The sequence below is a fragment of the Pseudomonas resinovorans NBRC 106553 genome, from assembly GCF_000412695.1.
GTDB classification, from domain to species: domain Bacteria; phylum Pseudomonadota; class Gammaproteobacteria; order Pseudomonadales; family Pseudomonadaceae; genus Metapseudomonas; species Metapseudomonas resinovorans_A.
In genome coordinates, this window is sequence record NC_021499.1 from 3,784,129 (window position 1) to 3,804,539 (window position 20,411).

Consider the following 20,411-nt stretch of genomic DNA (forward strand, 5'->3'; position numbering starts at 1 on the left):
CGGGGGTTCGACCTCCGGCCCCCGTCTTTCCTGTCGAACCGATTGGTCCCTCTTCGGCTGTTACTCCTCTGAACGCCCCGTCCCTTCGCGGTCACGCAAGTAGTGCTTGCTCAAGGGGAAGCGCGGCAGCCAGGACTCGCGGCAGATGGTGAATAGCTCGTAGGTGGGCATCAACTGGTCCGGGGCGTCGAGTGAACCCAGGTTCACCTCGATTTCGTCGTCGCTGCGCGAGAAGACCGAAGAGCCGCAGCGGGGGCAGAAGAAGCGCCCTTCGTAGTCGCGGGTCTCCCCCTCGATCTGCACCGCTTCCTCGGGGAAGATCGCGGAGGCGTGGAACAGCGCTCCATGGAACTTGCGGCAATCGAGGCAGTGGCAGATCCCGACCCGATAGGGCCGCCCGGATGCCACCAGACGCACATTGCCGCACAGGCAACCGCCGGTGAATCGGTCCATGCTGTGCCTCCTCGGCAATCAGGTATCTGCAATTTATAGCCTGTAGGAGCGAATTCATTCGCGAAGGGCCGCGAGGCCCGTGGGTCCGCTTGGCGCATCAATTCAATCCGCAGATCCTAGCCCGGATGAAATCCCGGAGCGGCGGTGGGTTTTCCCCGGATTGCATCCGGGCTACCTACTTGAGAAACCCATTAGCCCTACCCGCATCACCCTATAATGGCCAGCTCGATAACCGTGCGGTCAGGGGGCATTGCAGTCAGTGGAAACCATTCGCCGAGCCGCTCTTGCGGACGCCGACGCCATCGCGGCACTGGTCAACGAGGCCTACACGCCCTACATCGCCAGGATCGGCAAAAAGCCGGCGCCCATGCTGGATGACTATCGGCAGGTCGTGGCTGATTTCGAGACCTTCATCCTCACCCGGGATTCGGAGCTTGCCGGAGTTCTGGTGATGAGCCTGGAAGACGACGAACTGCTGCTGGTGAACGTCGCAGTGCTGCCGCGCTGCAAAGGCCAGGGCATCGGGAAGTTGCTGATGCGCTTCTGCGAAGACTTCGCCCAGGGAGCCCGCTGCCAGGCCATTCGGCTCTACACCCACGAACTGATGACCGAGAACATCGAGATCTACAAGAAGCTGGGTTATCGGGAAACCCACAGGGCCACGGAGAACGGCTTCGCTCGCGTATTCATGCGCAAGGCGATGCGGGGTGACTGACTCTTCCACGCTGGCGGCGCCAGTCGCCTCATTTGCCGGTCTGTGCCTTCGCGAAGTAATCGCTGACGCATTGGCTCGCCACCTCCCACAGCACGGGTGAGCCACGCTCGATCACGGGGCCGTAGCGCTCCATCACCTGCTGCCTAGTGACACCGTTCTCGGCCCATGTCCCGCCATTCGACAAGGTATTGATCAGCAGTGGCTGCAAGCGATCCAGAGCTTTCGCGAAGATGGCCTCGGGCGTCTGTGCGGCCTCGAATTCGCACCAGAGATCGAGCATTTCTCGCCCCTGCTGCTCGGGCAACAGCCCGAAGATGCGCTCGGCGGCACGCCGTTCCGCTGCTTCGATGAGCGCAGCCTGCCCGCTGGCCGAATGAAGCGGATGATCCCCCGCATCGATTTCAACGATGTCGTGCACCAGCAGAAGTTTGACGACATGCAGGGTGTCGACCTCCTTTGCGTGCGCCGAGAGGACGAGCGCGAACATGCCGAGGTGCCAGGAATGCTCCGCCGAGTTTTCCTTGCGGCTCTGATCGATCAGGGGCGACTGCCGCATGATCGACTTCAGCTTGTCCAGCTCCACGAGAAAGGCGAGCTGTTGCGCGATCTGGTCAGTGGACGAATACGTCATGGGTTGCGTTCCTTTTCGTCTGGGAACCGACGATCAAGCGATCGTGAGCAGATGCCTAGCGCTTCACGCAGACGAACAAGGCATTCCCGGAGGCGCCGCCCCAGGGCGTGATCCGCTCGTAGTCATGCTCGAAGACCTGCACCTCGAAAAGCGGCTGCAACAGCTGCTGCAGCTCGATGAAATCCAGGGCGACCATGGCATGTTCGTCCTGCCAGGCCTGGGTCACGCCCGCCTCGGTCTTCTCGATGCGCAGGCGCAGCGCCTGTTGCTCGCCCTCGCCGCTGTAGTACCAGCTGGAGCCGAACACGAAGTGGCTGCCCTGGTGATCCAGGCTATGGCGCACGAAGGAGCGGTTGTCGATCTGCCGCTTGTCCACCGCGTTGAAGCAGAACACGCCGTTGTCCGCGAGTGCGCCGTGCACGCTGGACAGGCACGCCCGCAGCCGTTCCAGGCTGGCGTTGTAGTGGATGGAGTAAAGAAAGCAGGTGATCAGGTCCACCGACTCACCCACCTGGAAGTCCGCCATGTCCTGCCGGCTGAACTGCGCCTCGGGGCAGCGCAACTGGGCGATGTCCAGCATCGGCTGGTTGATGTCCAGGCCGGCGCTGCGGTAGCCGAAGTCGAGGAAGTGGCGGACGTGGGGCCCGGTGCCACAGGCCAGGTCCAGGTGCCTGCGCCCCTGGTTGCCAAACAGCTGCTGCAGCCGGTGCACGCTGTGGCTCTGCGCCCGGTAGTCGATGTCGGCGCACATCAGGTCGTAGTAGGAGGACAGGTCGGTGTACAGCGCGTTGGAGGACATAGCAAAGGTTCGACGGAGGCTTAGGCGCAGCATGGTAACCCAGCCCCGAACGCTCCCTGGCAAAATCGGACCTCCTGCACCTGCTGCCTTGCCAGACAGACGTTCATTCCCGTCGCTTTCGCGTGATCTAGCCTTGAATGAAGTCACGCGGGAGAAGTCGCCATGCCCCTCGCTCTCAGGCCGCCGTTCACCCTGGCCCTGGTCGTGTTCGGCTGCCTGGCGGCGAGCACTCAAGGAGCAACGGACACCAATCCGCCACCGGCCATACTTCCCCTGGCGTCCGAGGTGGCGCCGCGAATAATCGCCTATCCGCCGCTTGCGGAGCCGCTCGCCCGTGGCGTTGTCATCATCCAGTATCGGACCGAGCACGCCAGGATCATGCCGGTGTTCGGCAAAGAGGCCGGTGAGGTTTCACCCCGGCTCGGTCACCTGCATGTGACGGTGGACGACTGGAAAGGGACCTGGGCGCACACCAGTGAAGACCCGATCATCCTGGTTGGACTGGTGCCCGGGCCCCACAGGATTCTGCTCGAAGTGGCCGACCCGACCCACAAGATACTCACCAGTACGACAGTGAACTTCGTCGTTCCGGCGACCAAACCAGCGGACGCCCCTCACATGGACGAGGGTCATGCAGTAAAACCATGACCCTTGCGTGTTCATGCCAGGCGCCTGGGTCACTCGGTGTCGACCTGGAGCTCACGCAGCAGGAACTCCAGTGAATCCGGCGCTGCGCGATGGCTTCTTTCCGAGCTTAGCTCTCCCAGGGCAACGAAGTCGCTCAGTTCGCGACGCCCGTCCGGCTTGGCCTGGCCACCGACGTGCCGGTTTCCCGCCCCACTCCGATCAGCAGAGTCAGCAGTACCGTCACAGCGATACTGAACAGGTAAAGCGCCTGCGGCCCCGTGTACGCCATCAGCGCACCCGCGAGCAGCGGTCCTATGGTCGCGCCAATGCCGAAGGCCATCAGCAGCACACCAGCCACCGACACCCGCAGTTCAGCTTCCAGGTTGTCGTTTGCATGGGCGACACCCAGTGGATACAGGCAGAACTGCAGGAAGCCGATGGCCGCACCGGCCAACATCACCCAGCCCGCGCCTGGGGCATCGAAAACCGCCAAGGGCAGGTAGGCGACGCATAGCAGGATCGCGATCACCCGAATCAGCGCGACACGGGAATAGCGGTCCGAGAGCATCCCGAGCGGAAGCTGGGCGACGAGCCCGGCGGCGATGCCAAGCGCCATGAACTGGCCGACTTCCGACGGCGTGAAACCCAACTGCGCAGCGAAGATCGGCGTCAACCCATAGAAACAGCCGTTCAACAGTCCCGAGACGAGGACGGTGCCCAGCGCCTGCGGCAATCTGCGGATATAGAGCATCGGCCGAATACGCACCTGGCTGATGGCGCTCGGCTGAGCCCCCGTGTGCAGGGCCATGGGCACCATGCCGATGGCAAAGGCGATGGCCACACCGGACAACACCAACGCGCCCAACCCATGGTCGAGACCCAACAACAGCTGCCCCAGCATCATGCCGACGTAGCTCGCCACCATGTACAACGACAGTGCACCCCCTCGGCGATCCGGCGGCGCGCAGCCGTTGAGCCAGCTTTCGATGACCATCATCTGGCACATCATTGCCGTGCCGACGATGAACCTCAGTGCAAGCCAGAGTGGCAGCCAATCGCTGAGCTGATGGCTGAGCACCGCCGACACGATCACCCCTGCGCCGACAACGAAGGCACGGACGTGGGAGACACGGGCGATCAGCCAGTAACCGACCCGCCCTCCCACCACCATCCCCAGTGCGTTGGCGGCCATGAGGGCACCCCCCCAGACCTCCGCGACGCCAGCGGTATCCAGACGCAGTGCCAGGTACGTCATCAGCAGGCTCGAGCCCAGCTGCATCAGCAGGGTCGCGGCATAGATCGGCCCGAATGCCTTGGTGAGTGCGAACAATTGGGTTCCCCAGGTCAGTGGTCAGGCGAGGCCATGGCGCTGCTTCCAGTCGCCGGGATGAACGACGTAGCCGAATAGCGCGTGCCCTCCGTAGACGAGTTCGGTCCCTTCGGGAATCCACAACAACTGCCCCGGTTCCACCCGGTACAGCTCGCCGTTCGCCCTCAGCTCGAAGCAGCCTTCGATGACGAAGATCACTTCGTCGTACAACAGGGTCCAGGCGACCTCGGCGCCCTCCCATCGCGCAAAGCCGATGCCCATCGCGGGCGACACTTCATTGCTGACGGCACGGGCCACGCTGGCACCACCCGATGGCCCTCCGCGCTGGGTGAATTCCAGGTTCCGGTGATCCACCAGCAGCACCGGCCCTCTTCCGCTCGGCGCCATGGTCATAGCTCGCTCCTGCTGTTCCAGGCCGCCCAGCGGATACGCGTACGCACCCCCATACCGAGAAAAGGCTCCGGCGGATTGAGCGAAGGCATACCGGTCACGGTCTGGATGTCGCTCAGCAACGCGGACTGCGCACCCACCACCCGGTCGGCCAGCAGCGTTCCGGAAATGGTGCCCCAGGCGGCGCCGACGCCGTTGTCGCACGCCGTGGCGACTATCCCATCGTCCAGCTGGCCGAAGAAGTTGGTGAAGTTCCGCGAGATGGCGTAGGCCCCGCCCCAGGTGTGGGTGAAGGGCACACCGGCGAGCTGGGGATAGCGTGCGAGGAAGGCCTTGCGATGATCGTCGCGGATCTTCGCCCGCGTGCCTTCGCCGACACTGCGCCCGTAACGCGGCACATGCTTGTAGGTGTTGCGGATGATCAGCCGGCGGTCCTGGGTCATCCGCACCGTGGTGCCGGCATGGTCGGCGGGCGTCAGGCCCCAGTCGGCCTGGATGCCAACGGCAGCGACCTCGGCATCGGTGAGCGGGCGCGTCCAGCTGGCGAAGGTCATGACCGGCAGCAGGCGGTTGCGCAGGTAGCCGAACTCCTGGGTGAAGATGCTGGTGCCCAGCAGGACGCTCGGGGTACGGATCGACCCATCCTTGCCATGGAGCACCCAGTGCCCGCCGGCTTGCTTCTCCAGGCGCTGGATGGGCGACTCCTCGAGCACCTCGACATTCGCCGGCAAGGACGCGCCGAGCCCGCGCACCAGGGCGGCCGGCTGCATCAGGTAGCAGCCGGGGGTGAAGATGGCGCGGCTGTAGTAGTCGCTGCCCAGCACACCGGCCAGTTCGTCCCGCTCCACCAGCCGGTAGGGTTCGCCGAGATCGGCCATGAGCTTCTCGAAATGCTCGAGATAGGCGAGACCACGTTCGCCCACGGCGCCCTGGTACTTGCCGGCATGGGACCACTGGCAGTCGATGCCATGGCGGCCGATCAGCGTCTGCAGCTGGTCGATGGCGGCCCGGTTGAGTCCGAGCAGACGCTGCTTGTGCCGCGGGTCGGGATGCTCCAGGGCGAACTTGTGCGGCAGGTCGATGACAAAGCCCGAGTTGCGGCCCGAGGCGCCATAACCGATGCGCTGGGCGTCCACCAGCAGGATGCGCGATTGCGGCAAGTGCTCGGCCAGTCGCCGCGCGGCGGCCAGGCCGGCGAAGCCAGCGCCTATCACCACATGGTCGGCCGTCCGCTGGCCGCTCAGGCGCTTGGCGGGAAGGGGTTCGGGTAGCGCGGCATACCATCCGCAACTGCGGTCATCATTAGGCAGGTTAACGATACTGTTCATGGTTCGGCTCTCAAGCCACGTTCTGTGGGATGTCCTGGCAGCTCTGCAGCCAGGCATTGCGTTTCTGTTGTGCCTGGCGGCCGAGAAGGACGAAGCCACGCATGGCGCCGGACGCGTCATGGAAGGCCGCGCTCAGCCCATCGCCGGTCGCATCGCAGCGCCACTGCCCCTCGCAGTTGACCGGGGGTGGCAGCAGGCAGAGCGGTGCCGCCGGGGTCTTCACCGTCACCGGCATGAGCGGATAGCTGACGGCGGTCGGCTGGCCCACCAGGGTCCGGGCCAATGCGCGGATACCCTCGTTGATCGGCGCGAGATAAGGCAGCAACTGCCCATCGACCTCGATGCAGTCGCCCAGCGCGAAGATGCCGGGACTGGAGGTCTGCAACGCGGCGTCCACCTTGATGCCGCGCCCACAGTGCAAGCCGGCGTCCGCAGCCAGTTGCAGATTCGGCCGCAGGCCGACGGCGGACAGCACCAGGTCCGCCTCGACGATCTCACCGTCGGCCAGGGTCAGACGGTAACCGTCGGCCCCCTGCTCGATGCGCTGCAAGGTCGTGCCCAGGTTCCACTGCACCCCGAGGCCGGACAGCGCCTGTTGCAGCTGCTGGCCCGCCGCTTCCGGCAACAGGCGCTCCATCGGCCAGGCGCCGAGACCTATCACCCGCACCTGGTAGCCGCTGCTCGCCAGGTCGTTGGCGAACTCGCAACCGATCAGTCCATCGCCGAGGATCGCCACCCGGCGCACACCCTCCAGCCGCTCGCGGAACTCCCGGTAATCCTGCAGGTTGTTGATGCTCAGCAGCGCCTCGGCGCAGCCCTCGATGGGCAGCCGCACGGGTGACGCACCGCTGGCCAGGACCAGTTGGCCGTAGTCCATTTCACCCAGGCTGGTGTACAGGCGCCTGGCCTCGGTATCGATTCGCTCGACCCGGCAATGGGTGTACACGCGGATGCCCAGGCGCCGCTCCACTGCCAGCGGGCTCTCCGTCGCCAGGGCCGCCGCGCTGCGGCCCTGGGCCAGCGCAATGGACAGCGCCGGCTTGGAGTAGGTATGCCCGGACTCCTGGGTCAGCACACGGATATCCAGCTGCGGGTTGGCCTTGCGCAGCTCCTGGGCCAGGCCGTAGCCGGCATGGCCGCTGCCGATGATGACCACCGGCCCGGCAGGCACAGCGGCCGCCAGGGGTTGCGTCGCCACGCTCGGCGGAGCGGCGACGGCGGTCACCGGCTCGCTGATCTCGATCATCTCGAAATCGGACTTGCCGACCTTGCAGTCCGGGCACAGCCAGTCTTCCGGCACATCCTCCCAGCGCGTGCCCGCGGCAATGCCGTCGTCCGGCCAACCAAGGGCCTCGTCATAGATCAGGCCACAGATGATGCAGAGCCATTTCTTCATCGCTGCAACCTCCTCACTCGCCCTTGATCCGCAGTGCCAGGTTCTTGGTGCGGACGTAGCTGTAGAGCGCCTCCTGGCCCTTCTCCCGACCGAAGCCGGACAGCCCCACCCCGCCGAACGGCGTTTCGATCCCGCCCGCGTACCATTCGTTGACGAATACCTGGCCGGCCCGCAGGCGCCGGGCGCAACGCAAGGCACGGTTGAGGTCCTGGGTGAAGACCCCGGCCACCAGCCCGAACTCGGTGCCGTTGGCGATGGCGATGGCCTCCTCCTCGGTATCGAAGGGAATGACCGCCAGCACCGGCCCGAAGACCTCGGCCTGGGCGATCTCCATGTCCGGGCGAACATCGCGGAACACCGTCGGCGCCATGAAATGCCCACGCAGGCCACTGATCGCTTCGCCGCCGGTGGCGATCACCGCGCCCTCTTCCTCGGCGCGCCGGCACAGGGTCTGGATACCGTCGAGCTGTCCCGCCGATATCACCGGCGTCAGGTCCGGGTCGTCCTGGCCCAGGCCGACCTTCAGCTCCTCGGCCATGGCCACCACAGCAGCCACCACCTCGTCGTAGACGGAGCGATGCACCAGCAGGCGCGACATGGCCGAGCAGACCTGGCCGGCGTTGAAGAAGATGCCGCTCCTGACACTGCTCACGAGCTGCTCGCGATCGGCATCGGGAAACACCAGCGCAGCCGACTTGCCGCCCAGCTCCATGACGCTGGGGATGGCATGCTCCGCCGCGGCACGCAGGATGCTCTGACCGGTACCCACCGAGCCGGTGAACACGATCTGGTCGACCTCGCGATGACCCGCCAGGTAGGCGCCGACTTCCCGGCCCCGGCCGCAGATCAGGTTCACTGCACCGCGCGGCAACCCGGCGCGTTCGATGGCCTGCAGCAGAACGCACAAGCCCAGCGGCGAAAGCTCCGGCGACTTGATCACCACCGCGTTGCCGGCGGCCAGCGCGGGCGCCAGGGAGCGGGCGCAGATGGACACGGGGAAGTTCCACGGCACGATCTGCAAGGACACGCCCATGGGGTCGTAGACGGTGAAATCCATGTAGCCGTTGCCGAGGGGGATCGAGATCCCTTCGATCTTGTCGGCCATGCCGGCGTAGTACTCGAAGTAGCGTGCGGCCTCGACGAACTCGTCGCGGGCATCACGCAGGCTCTTGCCGTTCTCCTGGCAGAGCACCCAGGCGCCCTCCTCGACCACCGCACGGATCTGCGCGGCGATCTCCAGCAGCCAGGCTACCCGCTGCGCCGGCCGTGGCCGGGTCAGCTCGCCGCTGTCGGCGCAACGGCGCGCCGCCTGGACGGCCCGCTCGGCGTCGGCCACCGAGGCTTGGGCGATGGTGGCGACCAGGCCGGTAGTGCCGGGATTGTGGACGGCCAGATGCTGCTCGCTGTCGGTCCACTGCCCATCGATGAAGTTCAGCCAGTGAGAGGCGATCGAATGCATGGCGATCACCTCAGGCGTTCTGCGCGGATTGAAGCAGTTGCTCGGCCGCCCACTTGTGGAAGTAGTGGGTGGGCAGGTCCATTTCCGGCGAGAACGCACCGCCGTTGTAGCCCGGCGAGGAGCGGCCCATCTGCATGCCTTCCACCGAGGCGATGTCCTCGGCGAAGACCACGCGCCAGGATTCCATGACGGCCTTGCGCGCCATCTCGAAGCGGCTGTCGAGGGCCTCGTCGCCTACGTAGAAGAGACGCAGGTGCTCGACGGTCTTACCGGGTGCGATCGGCTCCAGCATCATGGCGAAGGCGTGGTCCGCCTGGATGCCCAGCAGGACGTTGGGGAAGAAGGCGACGTACTCCGCCGTGCGCAGGCGGTCGGTCGGCCAGGAGGGGAAGATCGGCAGGTGGGTGCCGGCGACATCCGACAGGTTGTAGGCGTGGCTGCCCTGGCCGGCGAACTGGTCGAACATGATGTTGTAGTGGTCTTCCAGGCGCGAGTAGCTGTTCAGGCTCGGATGGACCCACGGCAGGTGGTAGGCCTCGCAGTAGTTCTCCACCGCCAGCTTCCAGTTGCAGTTGACCTCGATGCTCATGGCGCCACTGTTGGCCTCGCGGCGCAGCTGGCCCATGCCATCGGTGCCGAGGAACTGGGTCCAGCGCTCGGTCAGCGGCGCGAGCTGCTCTTCCAGGGCAGGGGCGTCACCGGACAGGTTGATGAACACCATGTCCATCCAGATGGCGCTGCGCAGGGCCTTCAGGCCGTGCTTCTCGCAGGCGAAGCGCTCGTCCTTGTGCTGGTTGATGCCGCCGACGTGCGGCGTGCCTTTCAGGCCGCCGTTCAGGTCATAGGTCCAGGAGTGGTAGGGGCAGCGGATCACGCCCTGCACTTCGCCCGCCTGTTGCACCAGCTTCACGCCGCGATGGCTGCAGACGTTGTGGAAGACCTGAACCACACCTTCGCGGTTGCGCATCATCAGCAGCGGCAGGCCCATGAAGTCCACCGGCTTCACATAGCTGTTCTTCGGCAGGTCGCTGGCAAAACCGATGCAGGCCCAGTTGCGGCCGAGCACATGGTCCCGCTCCAGCTCGAAGTAGCGCTGCTCGGTGTAGAACTCGTTGGTCAGGCCGTGCGCCTGATGGATGGGAGCCAGGACGGTTTCCAGGGCATGGGTCGGAATGAGGCAGGGAGCGGTCGAAGTCATTGTTGTTCTCTCTTGCTAGCACGGAAGGAAATGCGCAGCCGATGGGCCTGCTGCATGGCGGCGAGTTTCGGCAAGAGAGAAAGCAGTCGACAAACGATTTTTTCGCGTCGATTAATGACTTTTCATCATCAATAGAAGTCTTACACACGGCGGAAAAATCGGGGTCCCAGTCGATGAACTCCACCCAATCAATTCATGAGTATTGGTAATTAATTGATGAGGATAAATGAGTTGTCGCGCGTCTGGGCTTCCACCATTTTGATGCCACATCTCGGGTCGCCAATGACCCGAGGTCGCCCCGCCGAGAAGCGGTAACCGTGCGGTGACATGACCGCTTCGCCGAGCAAAGCCTTCAACCCTTAAACAAAAATAAAAGGGGAATGACATGCGTGCAGAATCGGGCCTTCTCAAAGGCCTCAACCCCCCTGTCACGGTGACATCGATCATCACCGTGGTGCTGTTCGTGCTGTTCTGCGCGCTCATGGACGAGCGAGCCGCCCACGCCTTCGAATCAGCGTCGACCTTCATCCTCAACAACTTCAAGTGGTACTACCTGGCCCTGGTGAGCGGCGCCCTCGGCCTGTTGATCTGGATCTCGGTCAGCAGGTTCGGCACCTTGAAGCTGGGTGCCCATGACGACGAACCGGAGTTCAGCTTCGCTTCCTGGATCGCCATGCTGTTCAGCGCCGGCATGGGTATCGGGCTGATCTTCTGGTCCGTCGCCGAACCGATGCTGCATTACGCCGAGAACCCCTTCGCCAAGGGACTGACGGACGAAGCGGCGAGCATCGCGATGCGGATAACCCTGTTCCACTGGGGCCTGCATCCCTGGGCGATCTTCTCCCTGATCGGCCTGAGCCTGGCCTACTTCGCCTATCGCAAGGGCTTGCCCCTGGCCCTGCGGTCCTTGTTGTATCCGCTGATCGGCGACCGGATCTACGGATGGATCGGTCATACGGTGGACATCATGGGCGTCGCGATAACGGCGTTCGGCGTGTCCCAGTCGCTCGGCCTGGGGGTCGCGCAGATCAACACCGGCCTTCACCAGGTATTCGGGCTGCCCATCAGCATCGCCCTTCAGCTGTCCATCATCCTGGTGGTCACCATCATCGCGTCCATATCGCTCCTGGCAGGCCTGTCCAAGGGGATGAAGCGGATCTCGACGCTGAACATGTACATCTCGTTCGCGTTGATGCTGGTCGTCCTCGCCATCGGCCCGACCCGCTACATCCTCAACCTCATGTTCGAATCCACCGGGGACTATGTGCAGAACCTGGTGGGCCTGAGCCTCTGGATGGACACCCAGAAGGACACCCAATGGCAGAACTGGTGGACCGCCTTCTACTGGCCCTGGTGGATGACCTGGGGGCCGTTCGTGGGCCTGTTCATCGCGCGGATCTCCAAGGGCCGCACCATTCGGGAACTCATAGTCGGAGCCCTGGTGGTTCCTACCCTGGTCACTATCCTGTGGATGTCCGTGTTCGGCGGCGCCGCACTGAAGCATGAGCAGACTGAGCGGCAGCAATACGAGAAAGCGGCCGCGAGCGCCGAGCTCGTTCAGGAAAAGGCCAAGTTCGAAGGGGGTTCCATCCTCCTCGCCACCCAGAAGGAAGCCACCGCGGCCATGTTCACCCTGCTTGAAAAGCTGGATGGTCCGGCCGTGGGCGGCGCCCTCTCCATACTGGTCTGCCTGCTGCTGGCCGTGCACTTCGTCACCACCGCCGATGCCGGTACGCAAGTACTCTGCACGCTGAACGCCCTGGGCAGCACCAACCCGCCCAACTGGATCAGGCTGCTCTGGTGCATCCTGGAAGGTGCGGTCGCCGCCGGGTTGCTCCTGGCGGGCGGGCTCAAGGCCATCCAGATGGCGAGCATCGTCGTCGGCCTGCCAATCGCGATCCTGATGATGGTCATGAGCTACACCCTGATTCGCAGCCTGCGGCAGGAGTCGTTCAACGGCCAGACCAGCCTACCCCCGGGTGGCCGTGTACCCGTTCAGGAGCATTCCCAGGAGGGTGTCTCGCCACTGCGCGGACCAGTACTGGGCGGGGCCGCTGCGGCAACATCGTTGACCGCACAACGGGCCGGCTGATATTGGCAATCCCGTGCCGCCGCCAGGGTTCCAGCCCTGGGGCGCCACTCGCCACCTGACAGCACCGAGGCCGTCAGCCACAAGCTGACGGCCTCGGTCGTTACGGATCAATACATCGTCGACTGCCCCGCTCGCCTGCGTCACTGCCCTTGAACGGAGGGCAGCCCCATGAGCCAGTCGCGGAACAACTTCACGCTGTGTCGTGGACCACGCGAATGAAGGGGCTCCAACAGGCAGAACTTCGCATCGGTCTGTAGCACCTGATCGTTCGGCCGCACGAGGCTTCCCGTGCTCAGGGGGTCGTCGACGAGCCTGTTCCAGGCGAGCGCCACGCCCTGCCCGCTCACCGCCGACTGGATCAGCATGCTGTAGCTATTGATATTGACCCGGTGCCTGGGGATCACCGGCTCATGTCCGAGACGCTTGAGCCACTCGGGCCAACCGATCCAGTCCCGCTGCGAGTCTTCAAGCCATAGCCAGGTGCAGGACGAAAGCCCTTCGACGGATGAAATCTGGGGGTTCCTGGCCAGGTAGCTCGGGCTGCAGACCAGATAGATCTCTTCCGAAAAGAGCGGTGTCACCTCCATATCCTTGGGCGGCGTGCTGCAGTAGTACAACGCCAGGTCGCAATCGAGTCGGGAATAGTCCTTCACGTGATCGAGCGCGACGATCCGCAAGTCGATCTCCTCGTGCTGGCTCTGGAACTCCGCAACCTTGGGCAGTAGCCAGAGCGAGGCCATTGCCGTACTGGTGGCTACCGTTACCTGCTGGTCCCCGCGCCATTGCCGGATCTCACCGGTTGAACGGGCGAGATGGAGCAGGCAGTCACGAACCGTCTCGTGATACTGGGTACCTGTGGGCGTCAACGCGATGCTTCGGGTGGTCCGCTCGAACAGCGTCTTGCCGAGATAATCCTCGAGCAGGCGGATCTGGCGACTGATCGCCCCCTGGGTGACGTTCAGTTCCTTGGCGGCATGGGTGAAGCTCAAATGACGGGCAGCGGATTCAAAGGCGAGCAGGCTGTTCAGAGGCGGGAGAGGCTGGATTTTCACGGCGTTTACGACCACGCATTCTTATTCTGTCGAGTCGCACCATCTTAGTGGACCGAGGCCGGTTCCGGTGCAAGGCGATACCCGGTTGACTCCACTTTTTTGCACGCGCCCGCCGGCTAAGAGGAGGCGAATCGGCCTGCGAGAAACTCGATGAACGCCCGGGTCTTGGCCGGTACGAAGTCGCTGGCGGCCCTCAGCAGGTAAATAGCGGAGTCGGACGAGTGTGAGAACGCCTGCAGCAGCGGGATCAGGCGGCCTGCCTTGAGGTCGTCGCTCACCATGTACTCGGGCAGGCGGGCGATTCCCGCACCGGCCTGGCACGCCGTGCGAATCGCCTCGAGACTGTTGCAGGTGAAGTCGCCCTCCAGTCGGACTTCCCGGCTGGAGGAGGCGCGAAACTCCCAGTCGTTGAAACGGCTTTCGAAGTTCAGTTTCAAGCACAGATGATCGGCGAGGTCAGCCGGCGTGGCCGGTATCCCATGGGCGGCAAGATAGGCTGGCGATGCGCAGATGAGCCGCGCATTGGTCACGAGCCGATGGGCCACCAGGCCTTGATCGGCCGTTGCACCGCTCCTTATCGCCACATCGATACGTTCCTGCCTGATATCGACCAGCGCATCGGTCAGGGTCAGGTTCACCTTCACCTCGGGGTAGACCCGCATGAAGTCCATGACGGCCGGCACTATGTGGTGGTGGCCGAACGCGCTGGAAGACGTCACCTTCAAGGTCCCCCTGGGTGCATCGGCGTCGTGCACCACCGCGGCTTCCATGGCCTGGATGTCCTCGAGGATCGGCCGGGCGTCGCGCACGTAGCGCGCGCCGGCGTCCGTCAGTGCCATGGTCCGTGTCGTGCGCAGCAACAGCTGCACACCGAGCCGCTCCTCCAGCCGCTGAACCCGTTTGCTGATCGCCGAGTGCGTCATGTTGAGCTTGCGGGCGGCCGGCGAGAAGCCGCCCGCGTCAACCACGGCGACCAGGATCGCCATGTCGGAATACCTGTCCATCTGCCCCTCCTTTTGTTCCGTTATGGAACAGGTATTTGGAAAATTCAATGAATTCCATTGTTTTTATCCAAGCCGGAGAATGCCGCTGGCGGGACCGGCATCGCTGTCTCCGCAGTCGGAACCCCAGCGGCTTGTTCTCGGAGACAGGTAATGAGCGACTCCCCAGCAAAACAGCTATCCACCGTGGGTATCGCCGCCGCGATGTTCGCCGCGTTGACCTGGTCGATGAACTTCGTCTCTCCCCTGCTCATCGGTGACTACTCGATCTTCGATCTGGCCGCCTGCAGGTTCATCATTTCCGGAGTCATCGGGGCAGTGATCCTGGTGGTGCATCGCCGATCCTGGCGGAGCCTGACGCCGAAGGATTGGCTGGTCGCCGCCGGGCTGGGATTCATCGGCTACGTGGGCTACTTCCTGGCGGTGGTCCTCGCGGCTACCTATGCGGGCCCGGTCATCGCGCCCGCTTTTCTGGGGTTGGTGCCCGTTGCGCTGGCCATCAGCGGGAATATCCACGGCGGAATCTCCTGGCGGCGGCTGCTGGTGCCGTTTGCGCTGGCCGCACTGGGGCTGCTGCTGGTCAATGGCCAGGGCATCGCCCAGTCCGAGGGGGCGCCACCACTGCACCTGGTGTTCGGCATAAGCGCGTCCCTCGCCGCCGTGGCGCTGTGGATCTGGTTCGGGCTGGCCAATCAGAGAGCCCTGAAGAAACGGGCGGGCATGAATGCCTGGGTCTGGACGGCCATGATGATGATCGGCGGCGGCTTCCAGACGCTCGTGCTCATCCCCGTCGGTGCTGGCCTGGAGTTGTTCAATGCCCCGATGCTCGGTTACGGAGTCGGTGCGCTCGGCCATCTGTACCTACCCGCGTTCCTGCTGGCGGCGGTTGCGTCGATTGGCGGCGCCTGGGCCTGGACCATCGCGTCCCAACGCCTTCCGATCACGCTGGCGAGTCAGTTGATATCCATGGAGGTGGTCTTCGCCACCTGCCTGGGCCTGCTGTTCCACCTGCGGTGGCCCACACCGCTTGAAGCCCTGGGGATCGCGCTCATCGTCGTGGGGGTGGTCAAAGCCATCGGCGCCTTCCACGGCAACCAGGGTCGTGCCGGGGGCGATGGGGTCGGCGTGAAGCCGCCCACACAGAAGCGCCGCCAGGCTGTAGCCGGATGTGATCCGGCGTGATCCCGCGAGTTCGACGCGAGGGTTTATCGCGAGCAGAGCTCGCTCCTACGGCGGTGTGTCGCACGGGCTAGGGGCCGCATGGGTTTCGCTGCGCTCTACCCATCCTACAAATCGCCATGTCGTGGGCTGGGTAGCCCGTAGGATGGGTTGAGGTACGAAACCCATCAGGCGGGGGCACCCGCCCTCTCCAGGAAATGCCCCCCCATTTATTGCGCCAATAAGGGCCACCAGGATGCTGACGGGATCAGTCCATGGGTCTACGTTATCTAGACCAGTCTATATAGAAACGGAGATCAGCTTCCATGAAAACCACGTCTCAGTCCATGCATCAGTTGCTGGAACAGGTCATCGCCGCTACTCCCTTCGCTCGGCTGATGGGCGCCAGGATTCGGGACATCGGCAATGGCATCGCCGAACTGGAAGTCGACGTGAAACCCGAACTGATGCATCAGCACCACGGCTTCGTGCACGGTGCCGTCATCGGCTTCATGGCCGACAGCGCCTGTGCCTGGGCGGCGGCATCGGTGGCCGGCGACGTGGTCACGGCGGAATACAAGCTGAACCTGCTGGCACCGGCCAAGGGCGAGCGCCTCTGGGCGCGGGGACGGGTGCTGAAGGGTGGTGGCCGGACGCTGGTGGTACAGGCCGAGGTGTTCGCCGTGGAGCACGGCCAGGAGAAACAGGTGGCGGTGGCCCTGGCGAGCATCGCCAAGGTAGGCCAGGCATGAGCGTGCCCGAGGGATTCCAGCCGTTGCTGCGCAGCAGCCCGCTGCTCGACCTGCTCGGCCCCTTCTACTCGCGACGCGATGAGCAGCAGCGGCTGGTGGTGGCGGTTCGGGTGGAGGGCAAGCATTGCAACCATGGCGGTACCGCCCATGGCGGGCTGCTGGGCACCCTGGCCGATGTCGGTCTCGGCTATGCCATGGCCTTCTCCCGCGAGCCACCCCAGCCGATGGTCACGGTGGGCCTGCGTCTGGACTTCTGCGCCGCCGCCCGCGTCGGCGACTGGCTCGAAGTGCACACCGAGATCGACAAGGTCGGGCAGCGCATGGCCTTCGCTTCAGCGCGGATCCGCGTGGGAGAGCGGCTGGTGGCCAGCGCCAGCGGTGTGTTTCATCTTCCCTGAGGCTCGGGCATGCTTGCCCGCTGCCGCCGTTACCTGGAGAGTCAGGCTTGCCGAAGAAATCCAACACCGCCGAGCGTATCGTCCGTGCCACCGCCGCGCTGCTGGCCAGCCGGGGCTATGCCGGAACCGGCCTGAACGACATCATCGCCCGCGCCAAGGCCCCGAAAGGTTCGCTGTACCACTACTTCCCCGCCGGCAAGCCGCAGATCGCCAGTGCGGCGATTCACTTCGTCGGCCGCGAGGTGGGCGACTTCCTCGACCAGGCCGGTGGGCAGGCGCCCCATGGGCGGAATGTGCTGCGGCGTTTCACGGCGACCCTGCGCGGCTGGCTGGAGGACTCGCAGTTCGCCGAGGCCTGCCCGGTGTTCTCCACCACCCTCAGCATCGATGCCGAACTGGCACCGGTGCATGCCGAGTGCCGCCAGGTCCTGCAGGCCTGGCATGCCAGCATCGAACGCGCGCTGCTGGCCGATGGCCTGGAAGCGGCGCCCGCCGCCGCGCGCGCGTGGCTGGTCCTCGCCGCACTGGAGGGCGCCGTCGCCATCGCCCGTGCCGAACAGTCACTCCGAGCCCTGTCCGCGATAGAAACCGAACTGCAGGCGTTGCTGCCGGCGTAGCTGACGCTAGAGGTCGTAGCGCAGAACCAGCGCTAGGGTCCGAGGCGCGCCGACGTCGACGATGTCGCCCTCCCGGTTGTTGGTGACGTACTCCTTGATGGTGCTACTGGCGGCGTTGAACACCTGGAAGAAGTTGCCGGAGCTGTCGAGCATGCTCACTTGCTGGTCTTTCCAGTTGGTGTAGTACAGGTTGGCGCGGGCGCGCAGGCTGTCGTCCAGCCAGGAGCCACGGTAGGACAGTTCGTAGTTGGTGGTGTATTCCGGGTCGTAGTCGGCGTGCCCGCCACCGGCGCGGACGTTCACACCGCCACCGCGATAGCCCTTCTGCACCATGAAGCCCACGTATTGATCCGCCGCGAACTGGTAGTCGACGCCGACCTTGGGCAGTAGCGCGTTGAAGGTTTTCGAGACCTTGCCGGGGCTGGAGAAATCATCCTGCTCGACGTCGGTATCGTTCTCTTCGTTGTCGTAGCGCAGGCCGGTGATCAGCGTCCACTCGGGCGCGAAGGTCCAGTTCAGTTCACCGAACACGGCCTTGTTCTGGATCTCGGTATCGCCTTTGACGGTACCGAGCAATGCCCCCGAATCGTTCAGCCTGTCGTGATAGTCGTTGGTGGTACGGCCGTAGTACGCCCCCACGAAATCTCGCAGCGCGTCCCCCTGATAGGCCAATAGCTTGTATAGCGGCGTGCTGTCGCTTTAAGAAAGCTGCTTCACCCTCTTCCACTTGCCCATCTCCTCCTTCAAGCAAGGGCACATCCATGGATAGAGAAACCGTGATCCTGCTGGAGGAAATGTTGGAACGCGCCGCCGCCAGCGTCCATGCGGGCCGCACTGCGAGAGAAAGCATCACGATGACGAACCCTACCCGTGAGCGAATTCGGCTTGCGGGAGAGGCGCTTCTGGAGCGGGCAGCAGACCGGTACCCGGAACTGGGTGCTTATGTCTCATCCAGCACGGAAGGCGTCATCACCCTCGTGCTGAGGGCTCGTCAGAAGCATTGACCACCGACTTGCGACATCACGCCTGCATCGATCCCCTTTTCCGGATAGGGACACATAGCCACTGCGGGCACCCTTTCCATTAAAAAAGCATTCCCGTGCTCGTGTCTGCAGTGGCTTGTTCGATTTTCGAGGCCGTCCGGCATTTAGTCTCCTCCACCCGAACCGATTGCTCGCAGCCGCGACGGCCTCTTTTCCTGGTTAGTTATTCAAGGCAAACGTGGCGTCAGCCGATTCTCTTGCGGCACCGGGAAGGGGAAGCCAAGTACGGGGAACTTGCCGCGTACACGGTTTTGCGCCTGGCACTTGTGCGTGCAGTTCGTCGAAGGAGGCGCAACTTCCACGGAGTCTTCACCCAGCACACCGCCCATGCGCCCACCACTGGCAACCCGCCAGACCGACACTCCTCCAAGTTGGCTGATACGGGTAGCAACCTGAGTACTGTCCCGGCCCACGAACTTGGGCGACAGGTCATTGGCGAAGTTGACGCGTGGCGTCACCGGTACCGGCGCACAACTGGGGTTGAAGTTCGGTGGAGTGCACAGGGGGAGATTCACGTTCCTGAAGTTGGGGTTATCGAAATAGAAAACACCGTCCGCCAATACGTGGGTCAGATCGGTGGTGCCACCGTCTGCACGCGACGGCTCCATTTGGAAGACGCCACCCTGGGCACAGTCTTTCGCCTGGATTTTCATGCTGACACCGGGGCCATTTCTTGCCAGCAGGACATCGGAGCCGTCCAGCTCAAGCGTCAGGTTCCCGTTCAGTGTCGCCCCTTGGAGATTTGGTGTTTTGCTCGCGAAGATCGTGGTTGGCACACCACCGGTCATGTCCAGGGGATTGGGCGCGCCAGTCAGGGTGTAGTTGCGAACACCCAGCGTGGCGGCATCCACTTCAAACACCACGAACTTGCCCCGGACAGTGAATCTGGCACCCAAACCACTCGCGGGAACCGTTGTTTCGGTAAGACCGCTGACAGGCCCGCCCGGAAGCTCGACGGTAAATCCGCCCCCCTCGCAGCCTGCGTCCTTAGCGGCATAAGCCTGCTGGCCCAGCAATCCCGACGACAATGCTGCAAGCGCCAGCAATCCGGCCCTCATCAGGTCAGGCTTCTTTACAGGGAAAGTTGTCGCTGCGGCAGGTGACTCGAATTGGCTGTTCATGTTGCGATCCTCATGTGCTCTGGGAGCGCCAACCAGTCCATACCTGGTCGCCCATAGGGAGCGGCCAGCCAACCAGCACGGCCAACATCTGCAGCGCGATAGCGCAACTGCGGTTCCGCACCATCCTTCCAAACCAGTCAGCATCGTATTTTACGTGGGATTTTTTCCCACGCACTCAGGCTAGTCCCGACTGCCGGAGAGTCAACGACCGAGCGTCGGAGTTTGCAGCCGTCCCTGGGGACGGACGCCCACGAAGCAGCTCCGTCGATGAGTCCTGTTCGGCACCACCATGACGAGTGGTCGCTCAGGGAAAGAGACTGGCTGCTATCGGCTGTGCAAGCAGCCGCTGGCAACCAGTAGCAATCGGCCAAAGGCAGTTGTTTGTCATCGGTCCAGTTCGCTCGAAAACGGACGTTTGCCACTACGGAATTCCGGTATCCCGCAATTGCCCGACCTCCTGGCCAACGACTACACTCCGCGCCATGAACCGGCGCCTTCGCATTCTCCTTGTCCTGCTGATCAGCCTCGCGCTTCCCCTGAGTGGGATGGCGGGCATCGAGGCGCCGACCGAGCCCTGCCCCATGCAGGCCGCTGGCATGAGCCAGATGGCGGACATGGATATGGACTGCTGCCAAGACCACGGCAAGCTGGCCGAACATGGCAAGAAGGCCTGCAAGACGGGGCAGGAATGCAAAACCGGCAGCATGCTCCAGGTTTCCAGCCTGAAACCACCGGTCACCCTGACCGGACCCGTTCTCGCCGACACTTATCCTGCAGCAGTTCCCGACCGCTCCCCTGCCGACCTCTGGCGACCTCCCTGCGCCTGATTCCTCTCCCCGCCTGAACTCCCA

21 protein-coding genes and 1 pseudogene are annotated in these 20,411 nt (G+C 64.0%); 9 read left to right on the plus strand and 13 right to left on the minus strand.

Annotation, left to right across the window (positions count from 1 at the left end):
• Positions 1-60: 60 nt before the first annotated feature.
• Positions 61-453: a GFA family protein gene (locus tag PCA10_RS17025; protein WP_016493309.1), complete on the minus strand. Its 393-nt coding sequence runs from the start codon at positions 451-453 to the stop codon at positions 61-63.
• A 250-nt stretch (positions 454-703) separates the two neighbouring features.
• Between PCA10_RS17025 and PCA10_RS17030 the strand changes: the two genes are divergently transcribed.
• Positions 704-1,168 (plus strand): GNAT family N-acetyltransferase, encoded by a 465-nt coding sequence (locus PCA10_RS17030; protein WP_016493310.1) that lies wholly within the window; start codon positions 704-706, stop codon positions 1,166-1,168.
• Positions 1,169-1,196: 28 nt separating this feature from the next.
• On the opposite strand, the gene PCA10_RS17035 is transcribed toward PCA10_RS17030, so the two are convergent.
• Positions 1,197-1,799, minus strand: coding sequence for an HD domain-containing protein (locus PCA10_RS17035; protein WP_016493311.1), 603 nt, complete (start codon positions 1,797-1,799; stop codon positions 1,197-1,199).
• 55 nt (positions 1,800-1,854) lie between these two features.
• The gene (locus PCA10_RS17040; protein ID WP_016493312.1) at positions 1,855-2,598 is read right to left on the minus strand and encodes a class I SAM-dependent DNA methyltransferase; all 744 of its coding nucleotides are present in this window, start codon (positions 2,596-2,598) and stop codon (positions 1,855-1,857) included.
• 162 nt (positions 2,599-2,760) lie between these two features.
• On the opposite strand from PCA10_RS17040, the gene PCA10_RS17045 reads away from it, so the two are divergent.
• Entirely contained in the window at positions 2,761-3,246 is a 486-nt protein-coding gene (locus tag PCA10_RS17045) for a DUF6130 family protein (protein ID WP_016493313.1), read from the plus strand.
• A gap of 133 nt (positions 3,247-3,379) precedes the next feature.
• Here the strand turns inward: PCA10_RS17045 and PCA10_RS17050 are convergent, their stop codons facing one another.
• The 6 genes from PCA10_RS17050 to PCA10_RS17075 are packed head-to-tail and all read right to left on the minus strand — an operon-like array spanning position 3,380 to position 10,326.
• Positions 3,380-4,555 carry an MFS transporter gene (locus PCA10_RS17050; RefSeq protein ID WP_016493314.1) on the minus strand — a complete coding sequence of 392 codons (1,176 nt, stop codon included), beginning with the start codon at positions 4,553-4,555 and terminating at the stop codon, positions 3,380-3,382.
• Positions 4,556-4,576: 21 nt separating this feature from the next.
• Complete coding sequence (locus PCA10_RS17055) at positions 4,577-4,948, minus strand: cupin domain-containing protein (protein ID WP_016493315.1); 372 nt, start codon at positions 4,946-4,948, stop codon at positions 4,577-4,579.
• The gene (locus PCA10_RS17060; protein WP_016493316.1) at positions 4,945-6,273 is read right to left on the minus strand and encodes an NAD(P)/FAD-dependent oxidoreductase; all 1,329 of its coding nucleotides are present in this window, start codon (positions 6,271-6,273) and stop codon (positions 4,945-4,947) included. Before PCA10_RS17060 ends, PCA10_RS17055 begins: the two co-directional genes overlap by 4 nt.
• 10 nt (positions 6,274-6,283) lie before the next feature.
• Positions 6,284-7,669, minus strand: a complete 1,386-nt coding sequence (locus PCA10_RS17065; RefSeq protein WP_016493317.1) for an FAD-dependent oxidoreductase — start codon at positions 7,667-7,669, stop codon at positions 6,284-6,286.
• 13 nt (positions 7,670-7,682) lie between these two features.
• Positions 7,683-9,128, minus strand: a complete 1,446-nt coding sequence (locus tag PCA10_RS17070) for an aldehyde dehydrogenase family protein (RefSeq protein WP_041770814.1) — start codon at positions 9,126-9,128, stop codon at positions 7,683-7,685.
• 10 nt (positions 9,129-9,138) lie between these two features.
• Complete coding sequence (locus tag PCA10_RS17075) at positions 9,139-10,326, minus strand: aromatic ring-hydroxylating oxygenase subunit alpha (protein WP_016493319.1); 1,188 nt, start codon at positions 10,324-10,326, stop codon at positions 9,139-9,141.
• Between the two features lie 385 nt (positions 10,327-10,711).
• Here PCA10_RS17075 and PCA10_RS17080 point away from each other — a divergent pair, with 385 nt between their 5' ends.
• A complete protein-coding gene (locus PCA10_RS17080; RefSeq protein WP_016493320.1) occupies positions 10,712-12,418 on the plus strand; it encodes a BCCT family transporter in 1,707 nt (568 codons plus the stop codon).
• A 140-nt stretch (positions 12,419-12,558) separates the two neighbouring features.
• Here the strand turns inward: PCA10_RS17080 and PCA10_RS17085 are convergent, their stop codons facing one another.
• Together PCA10_RS17085 and PCA10_RS17090 are read right to left on the minus strand one after the other, a co-directional pair.
• Positions 12,559-13,470: a LysR substrate-binding domain-containing protein gene (locus PCA10_RS17085; RefSeq protein ID WP_041770816.1), complete on the minus strand. Its 912-nt coding sequence runs from the start codon at positions 13,468-13,470 to the stop codon at positions 12,559-12,561.
• 116 nt (positions 13,471-13,586) lie between these two features.
• Positions 13,587-14,474, minus strand: a complete 888-nt coding sequence (locus PCA10_RS17090) for a LysR family transcriptional regulator (protein WP_016493322.1) — start codon at positions 14,472-14,474, stop codon at positions 13,587-13,589.
• A 150-nt stretch (positions 14,475-14,624) separates the two neighbouring features.
• Between PCA10_RS17090 and PCA10_RS17095 the strand changes: the two genes are divergently transcribed.
• The 4 genes from PCA10_RS17095 to PCA10_RS17110 all read left to right on the plus strand — a co-directional run bounded on the left by PCA10_RS17095 (position 14,625) and on the right by PCA10_RS17110 (position 17,396).
• A complete protein-coding gene (locus PCA10_RS17095) occupies positions 14,625-15,653 on the plus strand; it encodes a DMT family transporter (protein ID WP_016493323.1) in 1,029 nt (342 codons plus the stop codon).
• A gap of 302 nt (positions 15,654-15,955) precedes the next feature.
• Positions 15,956-16,381 (plus strand): PaaI family thioesterase, encoded by a 426-nt coding sequence (locus PCA10_RS17100; RefSeq protein WP_016493324.1) that lies wholly within the window; start codon positions 15,956-15,958, stop codon positions 16,379-16,381.
• A complete protein-coding gene (locus PCA10_RS17105; RefSeq protein WP_016493325.1) occupies positions 16,378-16,779 on the plus strand; it encodes a PaaI family thioesterase in 402 nt (133 codons plus the stop codon). The genes PCA10_RS17100 and PCA10_RS17105 overlap by 4 nt, the downstream gene beginning before the upstream one ends.
• 47 nt (positions 16,780-16,826) lie before the next feature.
• On the plus strand, positions 16,827-17,396 hold the full coding sequence (locus tag PCA10_RS17110; RefSeq protein WP_016493326.1) for a TetR/AcrR family transcriptional regulator: 570 nt from the start codon (positions 16,827-16,829) through the stop codon (positions 17,394-17,396).
• A gap of 93 nt (positions 17,397-17,489) precedes the next feature.
• On the opposite strand, the pseudogene PCA10_RS17115 reads toward PCA10_RS17110, so the two are convergent.
• A pseudogene (locus tag PCA10_RS17115) lies at positions 17,490-18,068 on the minus strand (TonB-dependent receptor domain-containing protein); the annotation flags it as partial.
• Positions 18,069-18,157: 89 nt separating this feature from the next.
• On the opposite strand from PCA10_RS17115, the gene PCA10_RS17120 reads away from it, so the two are divergent.
• On the plus strand, positions 18,158-18,400 hold the full coding sequence (locus tag PCA10_RS17120; protein ID WP_016493328.1) for a hypothetical protein: 243 nt from the start codon (positions 18,158-18,160) through the stop codon (positions 18,398-18,400).
• A gap of 206 nt (positions 18,401-18,606) precedes the next feature.
• Here PCA10_RS17120 and PCA10_RS17125 read toward each other — a convergent pair whose 3' ends face one another.
• Entirely contained in the window at positions 18,607-19,560 is a 954-nt protein-coding gene (locus PCA10_RS17125; RefSeq protein ID WP_016493329.1) for a hypothetical protein, read from the minus strand.
• A gap of 482 nt (positions 19,561-20,042) precedes the next feature.
• Between PCA10_RS17125 and PCA10_RS17130 the strand changes: the two genes are divergently transcribed.
• Entirely contained in the window at positions 20,043-20,387 is a 345-nt protein-coding gene (locus tag PCA10_RS17130; protein WP_016493330.1) for a hypothetical protein, read from the plus strand.
• Positions 20,388-20,411: the final 24 nt, after the last annotated feature.

Bases quoted from the DNA above. Each gene is read 5' to 3' on its own strand.
- PCA10_RS17025 (WP_016493309.1), bottom strand. From the start codon at position 453: ATGGACCGATTCACCGGCGGTTGCCTGTGCGGCAATGTGCGTCTGGTG.
- PCA10_RS17035 (WP_016493311.1), bottom strand. From the start codon at position 1,799: ATGACGTATTCGTCCACTGACCAGATCGCGCAACAGCTCGCCTTTCTC.
- PCA10_RS17040 (WP_016493312.1), bottom strand. From the start codon at position 2,598: ATGTCCTCCAACGCGCTGTACACCGACCTGTCCTCCTACTACGACCTG.
- PCA10_RS17045 (WP_016493313.1), top strand. From the start codon at position 2,761: ATGCCCCTCGCTCTCAGGCCGCCGTTCACCCTGGCCCTGGTCGTGTTC.
- PCA10_RS17055 (WP_016493315.1), bottom strand. From the start codon at position 4,948: ATGACCATGGCGCCGAGCGGAAGAGGGCCGGTGCTGCTGGTGGATCAC.
- PCA10_RS17060 (WP_016493316.1), bottom strand. From the start codon at position 6,273: ATGAACAGTATCGTTAACCTGCCTAATGATGACCGCAGTTGCGGATGG.
- PCA10_RS17065 (WP_016493317.1), bottom strand. From the start codon at position 7,669: ATGAAGAAATGGCTCTGCATCATCTGTGGCCTGATCTATGACGAGGCC.
- PCA10_RS17070 (WP_041770814.1), bottom strand. From the start codon at position 9,128: ATGCATTCGATCGCCTCTCACTGGCTGAACTTCATCGATGGGCAGTGG.
- PCA10_RS17075 (WP_016493319.1), bottom strand. From the start codon at position 10,326: ATGACTTCGACCGCTCCCTGCCTCATTCCGACCCATGCCCTGGAAACC.
- PCA10_RS17080 (WP_016493320.1), top strand. From the start codon at position 10,712: ATGCGTGCAGAATCGGGCCTTCTCAAAGGCCTCAACCCCCCTGTCACG.
- PCA10_RS17090 (WP_016493322.1), bottom strand. From the start codon at position 14,474: ATGGACAGGTATTCCGACATGGCGATCCTGGTCGCCGTGGTTGACGCG.
- PCA10_RS17095 (WP_016493323.1), top strand. From the start codon at position 14,625: ATGAGCGACTCCCCAGCAAAACAGCTATCCACCGTGGGTATCGCCGCC.
- PCA10_RS17100 (WP_016493324.1), top strand. From the start codon at position 15,956: ATGAAAACCACGTCTCAGTCCATGCATCAGTTGCTGGAACAGGTCATC.
- PCA10_RS17105 (WP_016493325.1), top strand. From the start codon at position 16,378: ATGAGCGTGCCCGAGGGATTCCAGCCGTTGCTGCGCAGCAGCCCGCTG.
- PCA10_RS17120 (WP_016493328.1), top strand. From the start codon at position 18,158: ATGGATAGAGAAACCGTGATCCTGCTGGAGGAAATGTTGGAACGCGCC.
- PCA10_RS17125 (WP_016493329.1), bottom strand. From the start codon at position 19,560: ATGAACAGCCAATTCGAGTCACCTGCCGCAGCGACAACTTTCCCTGTA.
- PCA10_RS17130 (WP_016493330.1), top strand. From the start codon at position 20,043: ATGAACCGGCGCCTTCGCATTCTCCTTGTCCTGCTGATCAGCCTCGCG.